This is a genomic window from Pseudomonas arsenicoxydans (genome assembly GCF_006438915.1).
Lineage (GTDB): Bacteria > Pseudomonadota > Gammaproteobacteria > Pseudomonadales > Pseudomonadaceae > Aquipseudomonas > Aquipseudomonas arsenicoxydans_A.
In genome coordinates this window covers 228,809-244,691 of record NZ_RCZE01000006.1, presented here as the reverse complement: position 1 = coordinate 244,691, position 15,883 = coordinate 228,809, and the positions used below count along the sequence as shown (strand labels likewise).

17 protein-coding genes and 1 pseudogene are annotated in these 15,883 nt (G+C 60.0%); 15 read left to right on the top strand and 3 right to left on the bottom strand.

All coding sequences use genetic code 11. The features are described 5' to 3' along the window. Positions 1 to 47: 47 nt before the first annotated feature. From phaC (EAH78_RS14795) to EAH78_RS14780, 4 genes are all read left to right on the top strand, one after another. A complete protein-coding gene (phaC, locus tag EAH78_RS14795; protein WP_140668178.1) occupies positions 48 to 1,727 on the top strand; it encodes a class II poly(R)-hydroxyalkanoic acid synthase in 1,680 nt (559 codons plus the stop codon). A 232-nt stretch (positions 1,728 to 1,959) separates the two neighbouring features. Then, positions 1,960 to 2,814: a poly(3-hydroxyalkanoate) depolymerase gene (phaZ, locus tag EAH78_RS14790; RefSeq protein WP_123435489.1), complete on the top strand. Its 855-nt coding sequence runs from the start codon at positions 1,960 to 1,962 to the stop codon at positions 2,812 to 2,814. A gap of 110 nt (positions 2,815 to 2,924) precedes the next feature. After that, a complete protein-coding gene (gene phaC, locus EAH78_RS14785; protein WP_140668177.1) occupies positions 2,925 to 4,607 on the top strand; it encodes a class II poly(R)-hydroxyalkanoic acid synthase in 1,683 nt (560 codons plus the stop codon). 60 nt (positions 4,608 to 4,667) lie between these two features. Beyond that, the gene (locus EAH78_RS14780; RefSeq protein ID WP_140668176.1) at positions 4,668 to 5,288 is read left to right on the top strand and encodes a TetR/AcrR family transcriptional regulator; all 621 of its coding nucleotides are present in this window, start codon (positions 4,668 to 4,670) and stop codon (positions 5,286 to 5,288) included. Positions 5,289 to 5,551: 263 nt separating this feature from the next. On the opposite strand, the gene EAH78_RS14775 is transcribed toward EAH78_RS14780, so the two are convergent. The 3 genes from EAH78_RS14775 to EAH78_RS14760 all read right to left on the bottom strand — a co-directional run bounded on the left by EAH78_RS14775 (position 5,552) and on the right by EAH78_RS14760 (position 7,375). After that, positions 5,552 to 6,421 carry a phasin family protein gene (locus EAH78_RS14775; protein WP_140668175.1) on the bottom strand — a complete coding sequence of 290 codons (870 nt, stop codon included), beginning with the start codon at positions 6,419 to 6,421 and terminating at the stop codon, positions 5,552 to 5,554. Between the two features lie 10 nt (positions 6,422 to 6,431). Next, on the bottom strand, positions 6,432 to 6,854 hold the full coding sequence (locus tag EAH78_RS14770) for a phasin family protein (RefSeq protein ID WP_140668174.1): 423 nt from the start codon (positions 6,852 to 6,854) through the stop codon (positions 6,432 to 6,434). A 245-nt stretch (positions 6,855 to 7,099) separates the two neighbouring features. After that, entirely contained in the window at positions 7,100 to 7,375 is a 276-nt protein-coding gene (locus EAH78_RS14760; RefSeq protein ID WP_123435486.1) for a polyhydroxyalkanoic acid system family protein, read from the bottom strand. A 155-nt stretch (positions 7,376 to 7,530) separates the two neighbouring features. On the opposite strand from EAH78_RS14760, the gene ubiE reads away from it, so the two are divergent. From ubiE to EAH78_RS33340, 11 genes and pseudogenes are all read left to right on the top strand, one after another. Continuing rightward, a complete protein-coding gene (gene ubiE, locus EAH78_RS14755; protein WP_007948968.1) occupies positions 7,531 to 8,301 on the top strand; it encodes a bifunctional demethylmenaquinone methyltransferase/2-methoxy-6-polyprenyl-1,4-benzoquinol methylase UbiE in 771 nt (256 codons plus the stop codon). After that, the gene (locus EAH78_RS14750; protein ID WP_027922117.1) at positions 8,301 to 8,924 is read left to right on the top strand and encodes a ubiquinone biosynthesis accessory factor UbiJ; all 624 of its coding nucleotides are present in this window, start codon (positions 8,301 to 8,303) and stop codon (positions 8,922 to 8,924) included. Before ubiE ends, EAH78_RS14750 begins: the two co-directional genes overlap by 1 nt. Then, entirely contained in the window at positions 8,921 to 10,525 is a 1,605-nt protein-coding gene (gene ubiB / locus EAH78_RS14745) for a ubiquinone biosynthesis regulatory protein kinase UbiB (protein ID WP_140668173.1), read from the top strand. The genes EAH78_RS14750 and ubiB overlap by 4 nt, the downstream gene beginning before the upstream one ends. Before the next feature lie 80 nt (positions 10,526 to 10,605). Next, the gene (gene hisI, locus EAH78_RS14740) at positions 10,606 to 11,007 is read left to right on the top strand and encodes a phosphoribosyl-AMP cyclohydrolase (RefSeq protein ID WP_007989281.1); all 402 of its coding nucleotides are present in this window, start codon (positions 10,606 to 10,608) and stop codon (positions 11,005 to 11,007) included. Beyond that, on the top strand, positions 11,000 to 11,332 hold the full coding sequence (locus EAH78_RS14735) for a phosphoribosyl-ATP diphosphatase (protein WP_140668172.1): 333 nt from the start codon (positions 11,000 to 11,002) through the stop codon (positions 11,330 to 11,332). Before hisI ends, EAH78_RS14735 begins: the two co-directional genes overlap by 8 nt. 25 nt (positions 11,333 to 11,357) lie before the next feature. Then, positions 11,358 to 11,636, top strand: coding sequence for a twin-arginine translocase TatA/TatE family subunit (locus EAH78_RS14730; protein ID WP_010464483.1), 279 nt, complete (start codon positions 11,358 to 11,360; stop codon positions 11,634 to 11,636). A 10-nt stretch (positions 11,637 to 11,646) separates the two neighbouring features. Then, complete coding sequence (tatB, locus tag EAH78_RS14725; protein WP_140668171.1) at positions 11,647 to 12,105, top strand: Sec-independent protein translocase protein TatB; 459 nt, start codon at positions 11,647 to 11,649, stop codon at positions 12,103 to 12,105. Beyond that, positions 12,102 to 12,896, top strand: coding sequence for a twin-arginine translocase subunit TatC (gene tatC, locus EAH78_RS14720; protein ID WP_140668170.1), 795 nt, complete (start codon positions 12,102 to 12,104; stop codon positions 12,894 to 12,896). Before tatB ends, tatC begins: the two co-directional genes overlap by 4 nt. Continuing rightward, positions 12,893 to 13,600, top strand: coding sequence for a 16S rRNA (uracil(1498)-N(3))-methyltransferase (locus EAH78_RS14715; protein WP_140668169.1), 708 nt, complete (start codon positions 12,893 to 12,895; stop codon positions 13,598 to 13,600). The genes tatC and EAH78_RS14715 overlap by 4 nt, the downstream gene beginning before the upstream one ends. Before the next feature lie 222 nt (positions 13,601 to 13,822). Continuing rightward, a pseudogene (locus EAH78_RS33345) lies at positions 13,823 to 14,881 on the top strand (methyl-accepting chemotaxis protein); the annotation flags it as partial. Continuing rightward, on the top strand, positions 14,867 to 15,739 hold the full coding sequence (locus EAH78_RS33340; RefSeq protein ID WP_430539938.1) for a methyl-accepting chemotaxis protein: 873 nt from the start codon (positions 14,867 to 14,869) through the stop codon (positions 15,737 to 15,739). The pseudogene EAH78_RS33345 and the gene EAH78_RS33340, both read left to right, overlap by 15 nt. Positions 15,740 to 15,883 lie beyond the last annotated feature (144 nt).

Genomic DNA, 15,883 nt, shown 5'->3' with positions numbered 1-15,883 from the left:
GCACAGTCAGGCTCAGGTACTCGTCTCAGGACAATGGAGCGTCGTAGATGAGTAACAAGAATAACGATGACTTGAAATCTCAAGCCTCGGAAAACACTTTAGGGCTGAATCCTGTCGTTGGGCTGCGTGGTAAAGATCTACTGGCTTCTGCTCGCATGGTGCTCAGGCAGGCCATCAAACAACCGGTCCACAGTGCAAAGCATGTTGCCCATTTCGGCCTTGAACTGAAGAACGTGTTGTTCGGCAAATCCGAACTGCTTCCAACCCCCGAAGACCGTCGCTTCGCCGATCCGGCGTGGAGTCAGAACCCGCTCTATAAACGTTATCTGCAAACTTACCTGGCGTGGCGCAAGGAGCTCCACGACTGGATCGACGAGAGTAACCTGACGCCCAAGGATGTCGCTCGCGGGCACTTCGTGATCAACCTCATGACCGAAGCCATGGCCCCGACCAACACGGCGGCCAACCCGGCGGCAGTCAAACGCTTCTTCGAAACTGGTGGCAAAAGCCTGCTCGATGGCCTTTCGCATCTGGCCAAGGACATGGTGCACAACGGTGGCATGCCGAGCCAGGTCAACATGGGCGCATTCGAAGTCGGCAAGAGCCTGGGCGTGACCGAAGGCGCTGTCGTGTTCCGCAACGATGTGCTGGAACTGATCCAGTACAAACCGACGACCGAACAAGTCTTCGAGCGCCCCCTGCTGGTGGTGCCTCCACAGATCAACAAATTCTACGTCTTCGACTTGAGCCCGGAAAAGAGCCTGGCGCGCTACTGCCTGCGCAGCAATGTGCAGACCTTTATCGTCAGCTGGCGCAACCCGACCAAGGAACAGCGCGAGTGGGGTCTGTCGACCTACATCGAAGCGCTCAAGGAAGCGGTCGATGTGGTCAGCGCCATCACTGGCAGCAAAGACATCAACATGCTCGGCGCCTGCTCCGGCGGCATCACCTGCACCGCGCTGCTGGGTCATTACGCGGCACTCGGCGAGAAAAAGGTCAACGCCCTGACGCTGCTGGTCAGCGTGCTGGACACCACCCTGGACAGCGACGTTGCCCTGTTCGTTGATGAGCAAACCCTGGAATCCGCCAAACGCCAGTCCTATCAGGCCGGTGTGCTGGAAGGCCGCGACATGGCGAAAGTCTTCGCCTGGATGCGCCCCAACGATCTGATCTGGAACTACTGGGTCAACAACTACCTGCTGGGTAACGAGCCGCCAGTGTTCGACATCCTGTTCTGGAACAATGACACCACCCGATTGCCCGCCGCGTTTCACGGCGACCTGATCGAGATGTTCAAAAGTAATCCACTGATCCGTCCCGATGCACTGGAAGTGTGCGGTACGCCAATCGACCTGAAACAAGTCACCGCTGACATTTACAGCCTGGCCGGCACCACCGACCACATCACCCCGTGGAAGTCCTGCTACAAGTCGGCGCAACTGTTTGGCGGCAAGGTCGAATTCGTACTGTCGAGCAGTGGGCATATCCAGAGCATTCTAAACCCGCCAGGCAACCCGAAATCGCGCTACATGACCAGCAGCGACATGCCGGCCAAGGCCGAAGACTGGCAAGAAAACTCCACCAAGCATACCGATTCCTGGTGGCTGCACTGGCACGCATGGCTGGGCGAACGTTCGGGCAAACTGAAGAAGGCCCCAACGGTTTACGGCAACAAAACCTTCACCGCCGGCGAAGCAGCGCCGGGTACTTATGTGCATGAGCGGTAACTGACACACCTCGCCCTCCTGTAGGAGCCAGCTGTGGCGAGGGGGCTTGCCCCCGTTGGGGCGCGGAGCGCACCTAAAACCATTCGGCGCGGTCTGGAATCAGAACGCGTTGACTGATTTACGCCTGCTTCGCAGCCGAACGGGGCGGTGCGACGTTTCGCCAAGCCCCCTCACCACACACGCTCGGCTCCTACAAGGGATCGGGGATGAATTAACCCACAGGGCCTGAAGCATGCCGCAACCGTTCATATTCCGTACCGTCGACCTGGATGGCCAGACCCTCCGCACGGCGGTACGCCCCGGCAAGCCTCACTTGACGCCCTTGCTGATTTTCAACGGCATCGGCGCCAACCTGGAGCTGGTGTTTCCGTTCGTCGCAGCGTTGGACCCGGACCTGGAAGTCATTGCGTTCGACGTCCCCGGTGTCGGCGGCTCGTCTACGCCAAATCGACCGTATCGCTTTCCGGGCCTGGCGAAACTCACGGCACGGATGCTCGATTATCTCGACTACGGACAAGTCAACGTAATCGGCGTGTCCTGGGGCGGCGCCCTCGCCCAGCAATTTGCGTATGACTACCCCGAGCGCTGCAAGAAACTCGTATTGGCCGCCACGGCGGCCGGCGCAGTGATGGTGCCGGGCAAACCGAAAGTGCTGTGGATGATGGCCAGCCCACGGCGCTACATCCAGCCGTCGCACGTGATCCGCATCGCCCCGATGATCTATGGCGGCGCCTTCCGTCGCGACCCCACCCTGGCGGCCAGCCACGCGGCGAAAGTCCGTTCGGCGGGCAAGCTCGGTTACTACTGGCAGCTGTTTGCCGGCCTTGGCTGGACCAGCATTCATTGGCTGCACAAGATCAACCAGCCGACGCTGGTACTGGCCGGCGACGACGATCCACTGATCCCGCTGGTCAACATGCGCCTGCTGGCCTGGCGAATTCCCAACGCCCAGCTGCACATCATCGATGACGGGCATCTGTTCCTGATCACCCGCGCCGAAGCGGTGGCACCGATCATCATGAAATTCCTCGAGGAAGAACGTCAGCGCGCCGTGATGCATCCGCACCCTTCGCCGTTGGGCAGTTAGTCGCTTCATCGGCCGACAGGACGCCGCGCCGCGCAACAACCCACAACAGCGTCTATGGTGATCTGGTTCAGTGAGTTTGTTTTTGGCTTGAAACGAAGGAGTGTTGAGACATGCGCGAGAAACCAGCGAGAGACGCCTTACCCACTCCCGCCGCGTTCATCAACGCACAGAGTGCGATTACCGGCCTGCGTGGCCGGGATCTGATTTCGACCTTGCGCAGCGTGGCGGCCCACGGCTTGCGCAACCCGGTGCACAGCGCCCGACACGCCTTGAAACTGGGTGGTCAGTTGGGCCGTGTCTTGTTGGGTGAAACCTTGCACGCGACCAACCCGCAGGACAGTCGTTTCACCGACCCGGCGTGGAGCCTCAACCCGTTTTATCGTCGCAGCCTGCAGGCCTATCTGAGTTGGCAAAAGCAGGTCAAAAGCTGGATTGACGACAGCGCTATGTCCCCCGACGATCGCGCCCGCGCGCACTTTGCGTTTGCCTTGCTTAATGACGCCGTGTCGCCGTCCAACACCCTGCTCAATCCGCTGGCGATCAAGGAGATCTTCAATTCCGGCGGCAACAGCCTGGTGCGCGGCGTCAGCCATCTGGTCGACGATTTCCTGCACAACGACGGCCTGCCCCGGCAAGTCACCAAGCAGGCATTCGAAGTGGGCAAAACCGTTGCCACCACGACGGGTTCGGTGGTGTTTCGCAACGAGCTGCTGGAACTGATCCAGTACAAGCCAATGAGCGAAAAGCAATATTCGAAACCGCTGCTGGTGGTGCCGCCGCAGATCAACAAGTACTACATTTTCGACCTGAGCCCGCATAACAGCTTCGTCCAGTACGCCCTGAAAAACGGCCTGCAGACGTTCATGATCAGCTGGCGCAATCCGGATGTGCGTCATCGTGAATGGGGGCTGTCGACCTACGTTGAAGCCGTGGAAGAAGCGATGAATGTCTGCCGGGCGATCACCGGCGCGCGCGAGGTGAACCTGATGGGTGCCTGTGCCGGCGGGCTGACCATCGCCGCGTTGCAAGGTCACTTGCAGGCCAAGCGACAGCTGCGACGCGTGTCGAGCGCGACCTATCTGGTGAGCCTGCTCGACAGTCAGATGGACTCCCCGGCAACGCTGTTCGCCGACGAACAGACCCTTGAGGCGGCCAAGCGCAAGTCCTATCAGAAAGGTGTGCTGGATGGTCGTGACATGGCCAAGGTGTTCGCCTGGATGCGCCCCAACGACTTGATCTGGAGTTATTTCGTCAATAACTACCTGCTCGGCAAAGAACCGCCAGCGTTCGACATCCTCTACTGGAACAACGACAACACCCGGCTGCCGGCGGCCTTTCACGGCGATCTGCTGGACTTCTTCAAACACAACCCGCTGAGCCACCCGGGCGGCCTTGAAGTGTGCGGTACGCCCATCGACTTGCAGAAAGTCACGGTCGACAGTTTCAGCGTCGCGGGCATCAACGACCACATCACGCCATGGGACGCGGTGTATCGCTCGACATTGCTGCTGGGTGGCGAACGACGTTTCGTGCTGTCCAACAGCGGTCACGTGCAGAGCATTCTCAACCCGCCGAGCAACCCGAAAGCCAACTACGTCGAAGGCCCAAAACTGAGCAGCGATCCACGGGCCTGGTATTACGACGCCAAGCAAGTGGACGGCAGCTGGTGGACGCAATGGCTGGAGTGGATTCAGCAACGTTCCGGCGCGCTGAAAGAAACCCACATGGCCCTCGGCAATCAAAACTATCCACCGCAGGAGGCAGCACCCGGTACTTACGTGCGTGTGCGCTGACGTTCAACCCACCACGGCCGACGCTGGCCGTGGCACTGACTCGACCATTAAGAAGACTGGATGAAAACCCGCGACCGGATTCTCGAATGTGCTTTGCAGTTGTTCAATCAGAAAGGCGAACCGAACGTCTCCACCATGGAAGTTGCCAACGAGATGGGCATCAGCCCCGGCAACCTCTACTACCACTTTCACGGCAAGGAACCACTGATTCTCGGGTTGTTCGAGCGCTTCCAGTCTGAACTGGCGCCGCTGCTCGACCCGCCCGCCGATGTGGAACTGGCACCGGACGATTACTGGCTGTTCCTGCACCTGATCGTCGAACGGCTGTCGCATTACCGGTTTCTGTTCCAGGACTTGTCGAACCTGGCCGGTCGCCTGCCCAAACTGGCCAAGGGCATACGCAACCTGCTCAATGCGCTGAAGCGCACACTGGCGTCATTGCTCGCGCGGTTGAAGGCTCAGGGGCAGTTGGTCAGCGATACGCAAGCGTTGGGGCAGTTGGTTGAACAGATCACCATGACGTTGCTGTTCTCGTTGGACTACCAGCGGATTCTGGATCGTGAGGGTGAGGTAAGGCTGGTGGTGTACCAGATCATGATGCTGGTGGCGCCGCACTTGCTGCCGCCGATCAAGGTCGCGACCGAGCAGATGGCATTGCAATACCTGGAAGAACACGGGTAAACCTGAGACCACCGCAAACCCTGTGGGAGCGAGTCCTGTGGCGAGGGGGCTTGTCGGACCGCCGCACCGCCCCGTTGGGCTGCGAAGCAGACCCAAAGTATCTGAAGCATCAGAGATCTTGTGAGTGCTGCGCACTCAAACGGGGGCAAGCCCCCTCGCCACAGGGCTAATTCCCGCATTGGATTTGCGGTGTTCTGGAGAATCCGTGCACAAACAAAAACGCCCGACCTTGGCAGGCCGGGCGTTTTTTTGAGCCCTGAAAATCAGGACTGACTGGTTGGCGTCGTTGCTGGCGCTACAGTCGGGGTCACAGCAGGGGTCGGCGCGGTAGCAGAGTTCGATGCGCTGACCGGGGCGGCCGAGGTGGCCGGCTTGGCCGCAGCCACTGCTGGTTTTGGTGCGGCGGCTTTCGGCGCCGCCGGTTTTTTCACCGCGGGCTTCTTCGCGGCAGCAGGTTTTGCTGCTGGCTTGGCGGCCGGCTTGGCAGCCGCGGTTTTGGCGGCTGGTTTAGCTGCTGGCTTGGCGGCTACTTTGGCAGCAACCGGTTTAGCTGCTGGCTTGGCTGCTGCAGGTTTTGCCGCGGCAGTTTTGGCAGCCGGCTTGGCCGCTGCTTTCGCAGCAGGTTTGGCAGCCGGTTTAGCGGCGGCTTTTACCAGTGGCTTGGCAGCGGTTTTAGCCGCTGGTTTGGCCGCTGCAGTTTTCGCCGCAACTGGCGCAACCTTGGCACCGGTGAGTTTTTCGATTTGCTTGGTCAGGGTATCGACCTTGCTGTGCAGTGCTTTCACTTCGTTGCGGCTCGGAACACCGAGGCGCGAAATGGCGCTGTTCAGACGCTTGTCGAAAGCCCCTTCCAGCTCATCCCATTTGCCCAGCGCACGATCTTTAACGCCAGTGATGCGCGACTTGGCCGACGAAGCAGAATCCTTGGCGGCATCGACTTTCTTGCCAACAGCGTTCTTGGTGAGCTTCTCGGCTTTCTCGCCGTCTTTGACCAATGTATCGAAGAGCTTGCTGCCGTCAGTGTCGATCTTCGAGTACACGCCTAAACCAGCCAGCCAGATTTTGCGGGAATAGTCTTCGACTTTCCCGATCCACGAGCTGCCTTCTTTTTCGGTGTTCTTTTTAACAGCCATCCCGTTCTCCTTAAGATTTACGCGCGACGCGTTCGAGCAATGCCGTCAGCTCATCGAGCTTAGCAGAGAGTGTCTCAACGTCATGTTTAGACGGAATGCCGATACGATTCAAGGCACTTGCGATACGCGAGTCAAAAGCCTTCTCGACCTTGTCGAGTTGAACTTCGACCTTGCCTTTGAAAGTACTCACTTCACTCTTGGCTTCAACGATCTCGGCGTTAGCGGCTTCGAGTTTCTCGGCCACTACTTTTTTGCCTTTCTTTTCAACAGTTTGACCCGCCTGGATCAACTCTTGAAAGTACTCGCTACCCTCTTGCCCGACCTTGGCGTAGGCACCCAGGCCTGCCAGCCAGATCTTGCGGGCATAGGATTTGACGTCGCCCAGAGCTGGAGTCGAAGCGTCGATTTTTTTCTTCAAAATAACTTTGGCCATGGTGCACCTCACGCGCAGAAGGTTTGAGGAACTGCCCGGACAAGTGTCGGGCTCAGGCACAAAGTAGGGAGAAAAATTAGAAACGGCACCCTAACAACTGACATAAACCTTCGAGACGCACCGCAATAAAAATGTGGGAGCGGGCTTGCTCGCGAAAGCGTCAGGTCAATCAACATCAATGCTGAATGACACACCGCCTTCGCGAGCAAGCCCGCTCCCACATTTGATTTGATTCCAATCGGAAATCAGACCAACGCTTTATCGAGCGCCTTCTCGATTTCCGATTTGATCATGCCGCTCATGGCCGACATCATCAGGCCCAGTTCCACATCGACGCGGATTGAATCTTCGCTGACATGCACCGCACCTTTCACTCCGGAGCGCTTGAGGTTCAGCGTGTCACCGGACCACTGCGGCTCCAGGCCGTATTGCTCGGACAGTTTCTGCGCCAGCTTGTCGGCCTTCTCGCGGGCCGCTTCCTTGCCCAGGCCGTGGGCACGCTCAACACTAATACGGGCCATCGAATGACTCCTGCGTTATGGATACTTTCCTGAAGCATCTTGACCATTACTGCGTCAAAACGTCCCGGTGGTTGCCCATCTTACCTTCAGCCTTGCCAAGACAAAGCATGCCTTGGGGATTAGAATGTCCCGCATTCTCTTCTGGTGACAGCGATATGACTGATCAGCGCAAAGGCAGCGATGCCGAACCCACCACTCACTTCGGTTTCAAAAACGTTCCGGAAAGCCAAAAAGCGGAAAAAGTCGCTGAGGTTTTTCACTCGGTAGCCGCCAAGTACGACTTGATGAACGACCTCCTGTCGGGCGGCATGCACCGTTTGTGGAAGCGTTTCGCAATCGAGCTTTCGGGCGTGCGCACCGGCAATCGCGTGCTGGACATCGCCGGCGGTACGGGCGACCTGACCAAGAAATTCTCGCACCTCGTCGGCCCGACCGGCCAGGTGGTGTTGGCCGACATCAACGAATCCATGCTCAAGGTCGGTCGTGACCGCTTGCTGGACCTCGGTGTGGCCGGCAACGTCGAATTCGTTCAGGCCGACGCCGAAAAGCTGCCGTTCCCGGACAACCATTTCGACTGCGTGACCATCGCCTTCGGTCTGCGCAACGTGACGCACAAGGAAGACGCCCTGCGTTCGATGCTGCGCGTGCTCAAGCCTGGCGGTCGCCTGTTGGTGCTGGAGTTCTCCAAGCCGACCAACGCGCTGATGTCCAAGGCCTACGACGCCTACTCGTTCGCCTTCATGCCACTGATGGGCAAGTTGATCACCAACGACTCGGAAAGCTATCGCTACCTGGCCGAATCGATCCGCATGCACCCGAACCAGGAAACCCTGAAGTCGATGATGGTCGAGGCCGGTTTCGACCGCGTGACCTACCACAACATGACCGCAGGCATCGTCGCTCTGCACCGCGGCATCAAGCCCTGATGTTGCTGGCCGGCCTGCTCGCCAGCGTTGAACTCGGCCTGAACCGGGTGCTGCGTCTCGACAGCACGGCGCTGCCGCGGCTGGCGCATCTGAGCGGCCGGGTGATTGCCGTCGACTGCCGCAGCCCGGCGTTGCAGCTGTTCATCCTGCCCAGCGATGAAGGCCTGATGCTCGCCTCCCACTGGGAAACCGGCGCCGACTGCACCTTGCGTGCACCGGCCTCGAGCCTGTTGAAACTGGCGATGAGCAAGGACAAGACCTCGGTCCTGCATGGCCCCGAAGTCGAACTCGACGGTGACAGCGGCGTGCTGTTGGAACTGGCGGCGATCCTTCAGGACCTGGAGCTGGACTGGGAGTACGAACTCTCGCGCTGGCTGGGACCGGTGGCCACGCAACTGGTTGGCGGTCACCTGCGCAGTCGCGCCCGCTGGTATCAGCAAGGGTTCGCCAGCCTGGGGCAGAACCTCGGCGAATACCTGGCGGAAGAGTCGCGCACCCTCGTCGGTCAGCGCGAAGCCGAAGCCCGTTTCAGTGAACTGGACCAGATCAAGCTCGATCTGGAACGTCTCGAGGCGCGCTTCGAGCGCCTTTCCCGATCCCTCGACCCAAGCGATAACGCATGAAGCTGCTTGCCGTCCGCCGTTTGTTGCGCATCCAGCGCGTTGTGATTCGTTACCGCCTCGATGACCTGCTGTTTGCCCTGCCGCTGCCGTGGTTTCTGCTGGCACTGCGTTACGCGTTGCCGTGGCGCTGGTTCCCGCGCAAGACGCTGGACCTCAGCCGTGGTGCGCGATTGCGCCTGGCGTTGCAGGACCTTGGGCCGATTTTCATCAAGTTCGGGCAGATCCTGTCCACGCGCCGCGACCTGCTGCCGGAAGACATCGCCGATGAGCTGATGAAGCTGCAGGACCGTGTGCCGCCGTTCGATTCGCAGGTGTCGGTGAAGTTGATCGAAGAGCAGCTCGGCAAGAAGATCAGTGAAGTGTTCAGCCGTTTCGACGTCGAGCCGCTGGCGTCCGCTTCGGTGGCGCAGGTGCATGCCGCGCAGTTGAAAACCGGCGAAGAAGTGGTGGTCAAGGTGATCCGCCCGGGCCTCAAGCCGATCATCGCCCAGGATCTGGCGTGGCTGTTCATTCTGGCCCGCGCTGCTGAAAAGCTCTCGGCCGACGCGCGCCTGCTGCACCCGGTGGACGTGGTCCAAGACTACGAAAAAACCATTTACGACGAACTCGATCTGCTGCGCGAGGCGGCCAACGCCAGCCAGTTGAAGCGCAACTTCGAAGGCTCGCCGCTGCTCTACGTGCCGCAAGTCTATTGGGACTGGTGCCGGCCGAAAGTGTTGGTGATGGAGCGCATCTACGGCATCCAGGTCACCGACCTGGCGACCCTGGCCGACCAGCGCACGGACATGAAAATGCTCGCCGAACGCGGCGTGGAGATTTTCTTCACCCAAGTGTTCCGCGACAGCTTCTTCCACGCCGACATGCACCCCGGCAACATCTTCGTCAGTACCGTCAACCCGTGGAGCCCGCAGTACATTGCAATCGATTGCGGCATCGTCGGCAGCCTGACCCCGGAAGACCAGGACTATCTGGCACGCAACCTGTTCGCCTTCTTCAAGCGTGACTACCGTCGCGTGGCGCAATTGCACATCGATTCGGGCTGGGTGCCGGCGGAAACCAAACTCAACGAATTCGAAGCGGCGATCCGCACCGTGTGCGAACCGATCTTCGAAAAACCGTTAAAAGATATTTCCTTCGGCCAGGTGCTGATGCGCCTGTTCCAGACCGCTCGACGCTTCAACATGGAAGTACAGCCGCAGCTCGTACTGCTGCAAAAAACCCTGTTGAACATCGAAGGCCTGGGCCGTCAGCTGTACCCGGACCTGGACTTGTGGAACACCGCGCAGCCGTTCCTTGAACGCTGGATGCGCGAGCGCGTCAGCCCCAAGGCCCTGCTCGGCAACGTGCAGAGCCAGTTCGAACAGCTGCCGCACCTGGCCAACATGGCCCGCGACCTGCTCGAGCGCATGTCCCAACCTCACGCCTACGATCCACCGCCACCGTGGCATAAACGCAAGGATAACTGGTTCTTGCGCCTGCTCGGCTGCGCACACCTGGCGGGCGGCGTTATTCTGCTGGCCGGCGGACCGCTGAACGAACTGGGTCATTGGCCCGGGGGAATCATGGTGGCCGTTGGTTTGTATCTGGTCGTTCGCCGATAGCCAGTTGTGTGATCCACTGGCACACTGTTTGAACGTTGGGCCTGGCTAATGAAGTGCGAAGCCCGCTGTCGGAGTCGAAGATGAAAAACTGGCTGGACGAGATCAAATGGGACGCTGATGGCCTGGTGCCGGCAATTGCCCAGGATCACAAGACCGGGCGTGTCCTGATGATGGCCTGGATGAATCGTGAAGCGCTGGAACTGACCGCTGCCGAGAACCGTGCCATTTACTGGTCGCGTTCCCGTGGCAAGCTGTGGCGCAAGGGCGAAGAGTCCGGCCACGTGCAAACCCTGCATGAGATGCGCCTGGACTGCGACGCCGACGTGATCATCCTGATGGTCGAGCAGATCGGCGACATCGCCTGTCATACCGGCCGCCAGAGCTGCTTCTACCGCGTCTATGAGAACGGCGACTGGACAACGGTCGACCCGGTCCTGAAAGATCCGCACGCCATCTATTCCGCAGGACACAAACATGAGTGACACTCTGACCCGCTTGGCCGCTGTGCTGGAAGAGCGCAAAGGCGCCGCCGCCGACAGCTCGTATGTCGCCAGCCTGTACCACAAGGGCTTGAACAAGATTCTGGAAAAAGTCGGCGAAGAGTCGGTCGAAACCATCATTGCTGCCAAGGATGCCGCCATCAGCGGTGACTACAGCGATGTGATCTACGAGACCGCCGATTTGTGGTTCCACAGCATGGTCATGCTCGCCCAACTGGGGCAGCATCCACAGGCTGTACTTGATGAACTGGACCGTCGCTTCGGTCTGTCCGGACACGCCGAGAAAGCCTCGCGCCCGTCCGCCTGAACAATTATTAGAGAGGAGCAGCAACATGGGAATTTTTGACTGGAAACACTGGATCGTCATCCTGGTTGTTGTCGTATTGGTATTCGGCACCAAGAAACTGAAAAACCTCGGCACAGACGTGGGCGAGTCGATCAAAGGCTTCAAGAAAGCCATGAACGACGATGAAAAACCGGCCGATCCAACGGTGACCCCGGCCCAACCGGTTCCCCCCGTTCAGCCACAGACCACACAGTCCGTGAACCAGCCGCACACCATCGATGTGCAGGCACAAAAAGTCGAAGAGCCGATCCGCAAAGACGTGTGAGCACTGACTAATGTTTGGTATCAGCTTCTCTGAACTGCTGCTCGTCGGCCTCGTTGCCCTGCTGGTGCTGGGCCCCGAGCGCTTGCCGGGTGCTGCGCGCACCGCCGGCCTGTGGGTCGGGCGCTTGAAGCGCAGCTTCAACGCGATCAAACAGGAAGTTGAACGTGAAATCGGTGCCGACGAGATTCGTCGGCAGCTGCACAACGAGCACATTCTGTCGCTGGAGCAGGAGGCGCGGAAGATTTTCTCGCCGACCCAGCAGGAGCCGACGCCGGTGGAGCATGTGGGGGAACAGACGATTCACGCGCCTGTCGCCGCCACTGAACCAACGCCAGCGCCTGCACCGGTTATGGCGACAGCTGAAGCTGCGCCCGTTGTTCCAGCAACACCGATTGAACCGGTTGCTCCTGCCGTCGCGCCGACAGCGCCGGCCCCTCATGACCCAACACTGCCGCCGCGAGCCCCATGAGCGATCTCCCCGAAAACGACCAGCACATGCCGCTGGTTTCGCACCTCACCGAGTTGCGTACCCGCCTGCTGCGCTGTGTAGCGGCGATTTTCATTATCTTCGCCGGGTTGTTTGCCTTTACCCAGCAGATCTACACCTTCGTCTCCACGCCGTTGCGCGCGTACCTGCCCGCCGGCGCGACGATGATCGCCACCGACGTGTCGTCGCCCTTCCTGACGCCGCTGAAGCTGACCATGATGGTCTCGCTGTTCCTGGCGATCCCGGTGATCCTGCACCAGATCTGGGGCTTCATCGCACCGGGCCTGTACAAGCATGAAAAGCGCATTGCCGTGCCCTTGCTGGTGTCCAGCATCGCGCTGTTCTACACCGGCATGGCGTTCGCCTATTACCTGGTGTTCCCGCTGATCTTCAAGTTCTTCGCCGCCGCCACCCCGGCCGGCGTGGAAATGATGACCGACATCACCAGCTACCTCGATTTCGTCATGACGCTGTTCTTCGCCTTCGGCGTGGCGTTCGAAATCCCGGTGGCCGTGGTGCTGCTGGTGTGGATCGGCGTGGTCGACGTCAAATACCTGAAGAAAATCCGTCCGTACGTGGTCATCGGCTGCTTCGTCGTCGGCATGATCCTGACACCGCCGGACATCTTCTCGCAGACGCTGTTGGCGGTACCGATGTGGTTGCTGTTTGAGATCGGCATCCTGTTTGGCAGCCTGATCAGCAAACGTGGCGAGCATCCGGACGACCAACCGGTTGACGATCACAACGACCAGCCGCCAGCGACCCAACCGTGAATCTGCTGCTGCTCGAAGAAGCCGATTTCATTGCGGCCGACCGGGTGATCCTGCGCGATCGCCGGTTGACGCACATGCAGGAAGTTCACCGCTGCGAAGTCGGTGACAGCATGCGCGTCGGCAGGATCGGTGGGTTGATGGGCGCGGCCGAGGTGCTGCGCCTGGATGCCGCTGAAGCCGAATTGCGCGTCACCCTCGACCAACCGCCCCCAAGCAAGCTGCCGCTGACCCTGGTGTTGGCCCTGCCACGCCCGAAAATGCTCCGTAGGGTGTTTCAGACCGTGGCCGCCATGGGCGTGCCGCGCGTCGTGCTGGTGAACAGCTATCGCGTCGAGAAGAGCTTCTGGCAAACCCCGTTTCTGGAACCCGAGGCGATTCGCGAGCAATTGATTCTCGGCCTCGAACAGGCCCGGGACAGCGTGCTGCCGGAAATCGTTATCGAGAAACGCTTCAAGCCCTTCGTTGAGGACCGTCTGCCGGCGATCACCGAAGGCACCCTTGGTCTGGTCGGCCATCCCGGCAATTACCCGCCCTGCCCCCGCGGCCTGGTCGAACCGGTGACCCTGGCCATCGGCCCTGAAGGTGGCTGGATCCCCTACGAGATCGACCTGCTGGGCAAGTCCGGCCTGCAACCGGTGCAGCTCGGCGAGCGCATCCTGCGCGTCGAAACCGCCGTCACCGCGCTGCTCGCCCGCCTGTTTTAACTTCCAACACAATCCATTGTGGCGAGGGAGCTTGCTCCCGCTCGGCTGCGAAGCAGTCGTAAAACCGGCACCTACGGTTTTGATGGAAAAAAGCGGTGGCCGCTTCGCGCCCAAGCGGGAGCAAGCTCCCTCGCCACAGGTATTTATTCCCCACCTACAGATTCTCTTGCGCCTGCCGATACAGTTCCCACAAAACCAATCAGTGGTCCAGGGAGTTGCAGCATGTACCAATGGCTAGCCGAGAATCTAGGGAACATCAGCGTCAATCGCAAACTGGGAATCGGTTTCGGTCTGGTGCTGTTGCTTACCCTGTTGATCACCTTCACCGGCTGGACTGGCCTGAGCGACGTGACGAGCCGTGGCGACAAGCTCGGGTTCATCGCCAGCCTCAACGACCTGACCAAAGACCTGCGCCTGGCCCGTCTCGACTACGAGATGCGCCGCGGCGAACAAGGCCCGGCGGCGGTCAACGACAAGCTTGCGCAACTCGAGTCCGGTCTGCAAACCGCGCGCAAACTGATTGAGCAACCGGCCGACGCAGCGATGGTTGACCAGCAACTGGTCGCCGTCAGCCAGTACAAACAAGCGTTCAGCGCGATGATTCAGGCCGGCGCTAATCGCGAAGACGCCCGCAGCAAACTCGGGGCTACGGCCGACAATGCCGTCGCCCGCGTCGCCGAAATCGAAAAAACCCTGCTGCAAGGTGACAGCGTCGCCCAGTTCAACAGCGTGATCGATTTGAGTAAATTGATTCAGCAAGCGCGCTTCCAGGTTCGCGGCTACACCTACAGCGCCAAACCCGAAGCCGAACAGCCCGCGCTGGACGCCATCGACAACGCCCTGAAAAACATCGAAAGCCTGACGTCCAAACTGCCAGAAGAGCACACCGCCAATCTGCAACAGGCCAGCGATTCGCTCAAGGCCTACCGTGCCGCCGTCAGCCAGTACCGTGACTCCCAGGTGGCCAGCGCCGCCGCACTCGTGCGCATGGCCGAGCAAGGCGAGATCCTGCTCGACGTCAGCAAAAAACTCACCGTGTCGCAAACCATCGTCCGCGACACCGATGCGGCACACGCCAAGAACATGCTGCTGATGGCCACCGCTCTGGCCCTGGCCTTTGGCATGGTCGCGGCCTGGGCGATCACTCGCCAGATCGTTATTCCGCTGAACCAGACCCTGAAAGTGGCTGAACGCGTGGCGGCCGGCGACCTGACTCATAACCTGACGTCCAAGCGTCGCGACGAACTCGGCCAGCTCCAGCGCGCCATGCAGAGCATGACCCTGGGCTTGCGTGAACTGATCGGCGGCATCAGCGACGGCGTCACGCAAATCGCCAGCGCTGCCGAAGAGTTGTCGGCAGTCACCGAGCAGACCAGCGCCGGGGTCAACAGCCAGAAAGTCGAGACCGATCAGGTAGCGACCGCCATGAACGAAATGACCGCGACCGTGCAGGAAGTCGCGCGCAATGCCGAAGAGGCCTCCGAAGCCGCCGTCGCCGCCGATCAGCAAGCCCGCGAAGGTGACAAAGTGGTCGGTGAAGCCATCGCCCAGATCGAGCGCCTGGCCCTCGAAGTTGGCAACTCCACCGCCGCGATGGGCGACCTCAAACGCGAAAGCGACAAGATTGGCAGCGTGCTCGACGTGATCAAATCCGTGGCCCAGCAAACCAACCTGCTGGCCCTCAACGCCGCCATCGAAGCCGCCCGTGCCGGTGAGGCCGGACGGGGTTTTGCGGTGGTGGCCGATGAAGTTCGCAGCCTGGCGCAACGCACCCAGAAGTCCACCGAAGAAATCGAAGAGCTGATCGTCGGTTTGCAAAACGGCACCCAGCAAGTCGCCACGATCATGGACAACAGCCGAATCCTGACCGACAGCAGCGTCGAATTGACCCGCCGTGCCGGTGGCTCACTGGAAAGTATCACCCGCACCGTGTCGGCAATTCAGTCGATGAACCAGCAGATCGCCGCCGCTGCCGAGCAGCAAACGGCGGTGGCCGAAGAGATCAACCGTAGCGTGCTGAACGTGCGTGATGTGTCCGAGCAGACCTCGGCAGCCAGTGAAGAAACGGCGGCGTCCAGTATTGAGCTGGCGCGGCTGGGGACGCATCTGCAGATGCTGGTGGGCAGGTTCAAGGTTTGAATCTTCGATTGCCTCGGTTCACATAGGACCGAGGTGATGCATTCGCGAGCAAGCCCGCTCCCACATTTGACCGCGTTACTGAATTGAAACCCGGTTAAATGTGGGAGCGGGCTTGCTCGCGAAAGCTGCCGAAAGGTCGCCGCT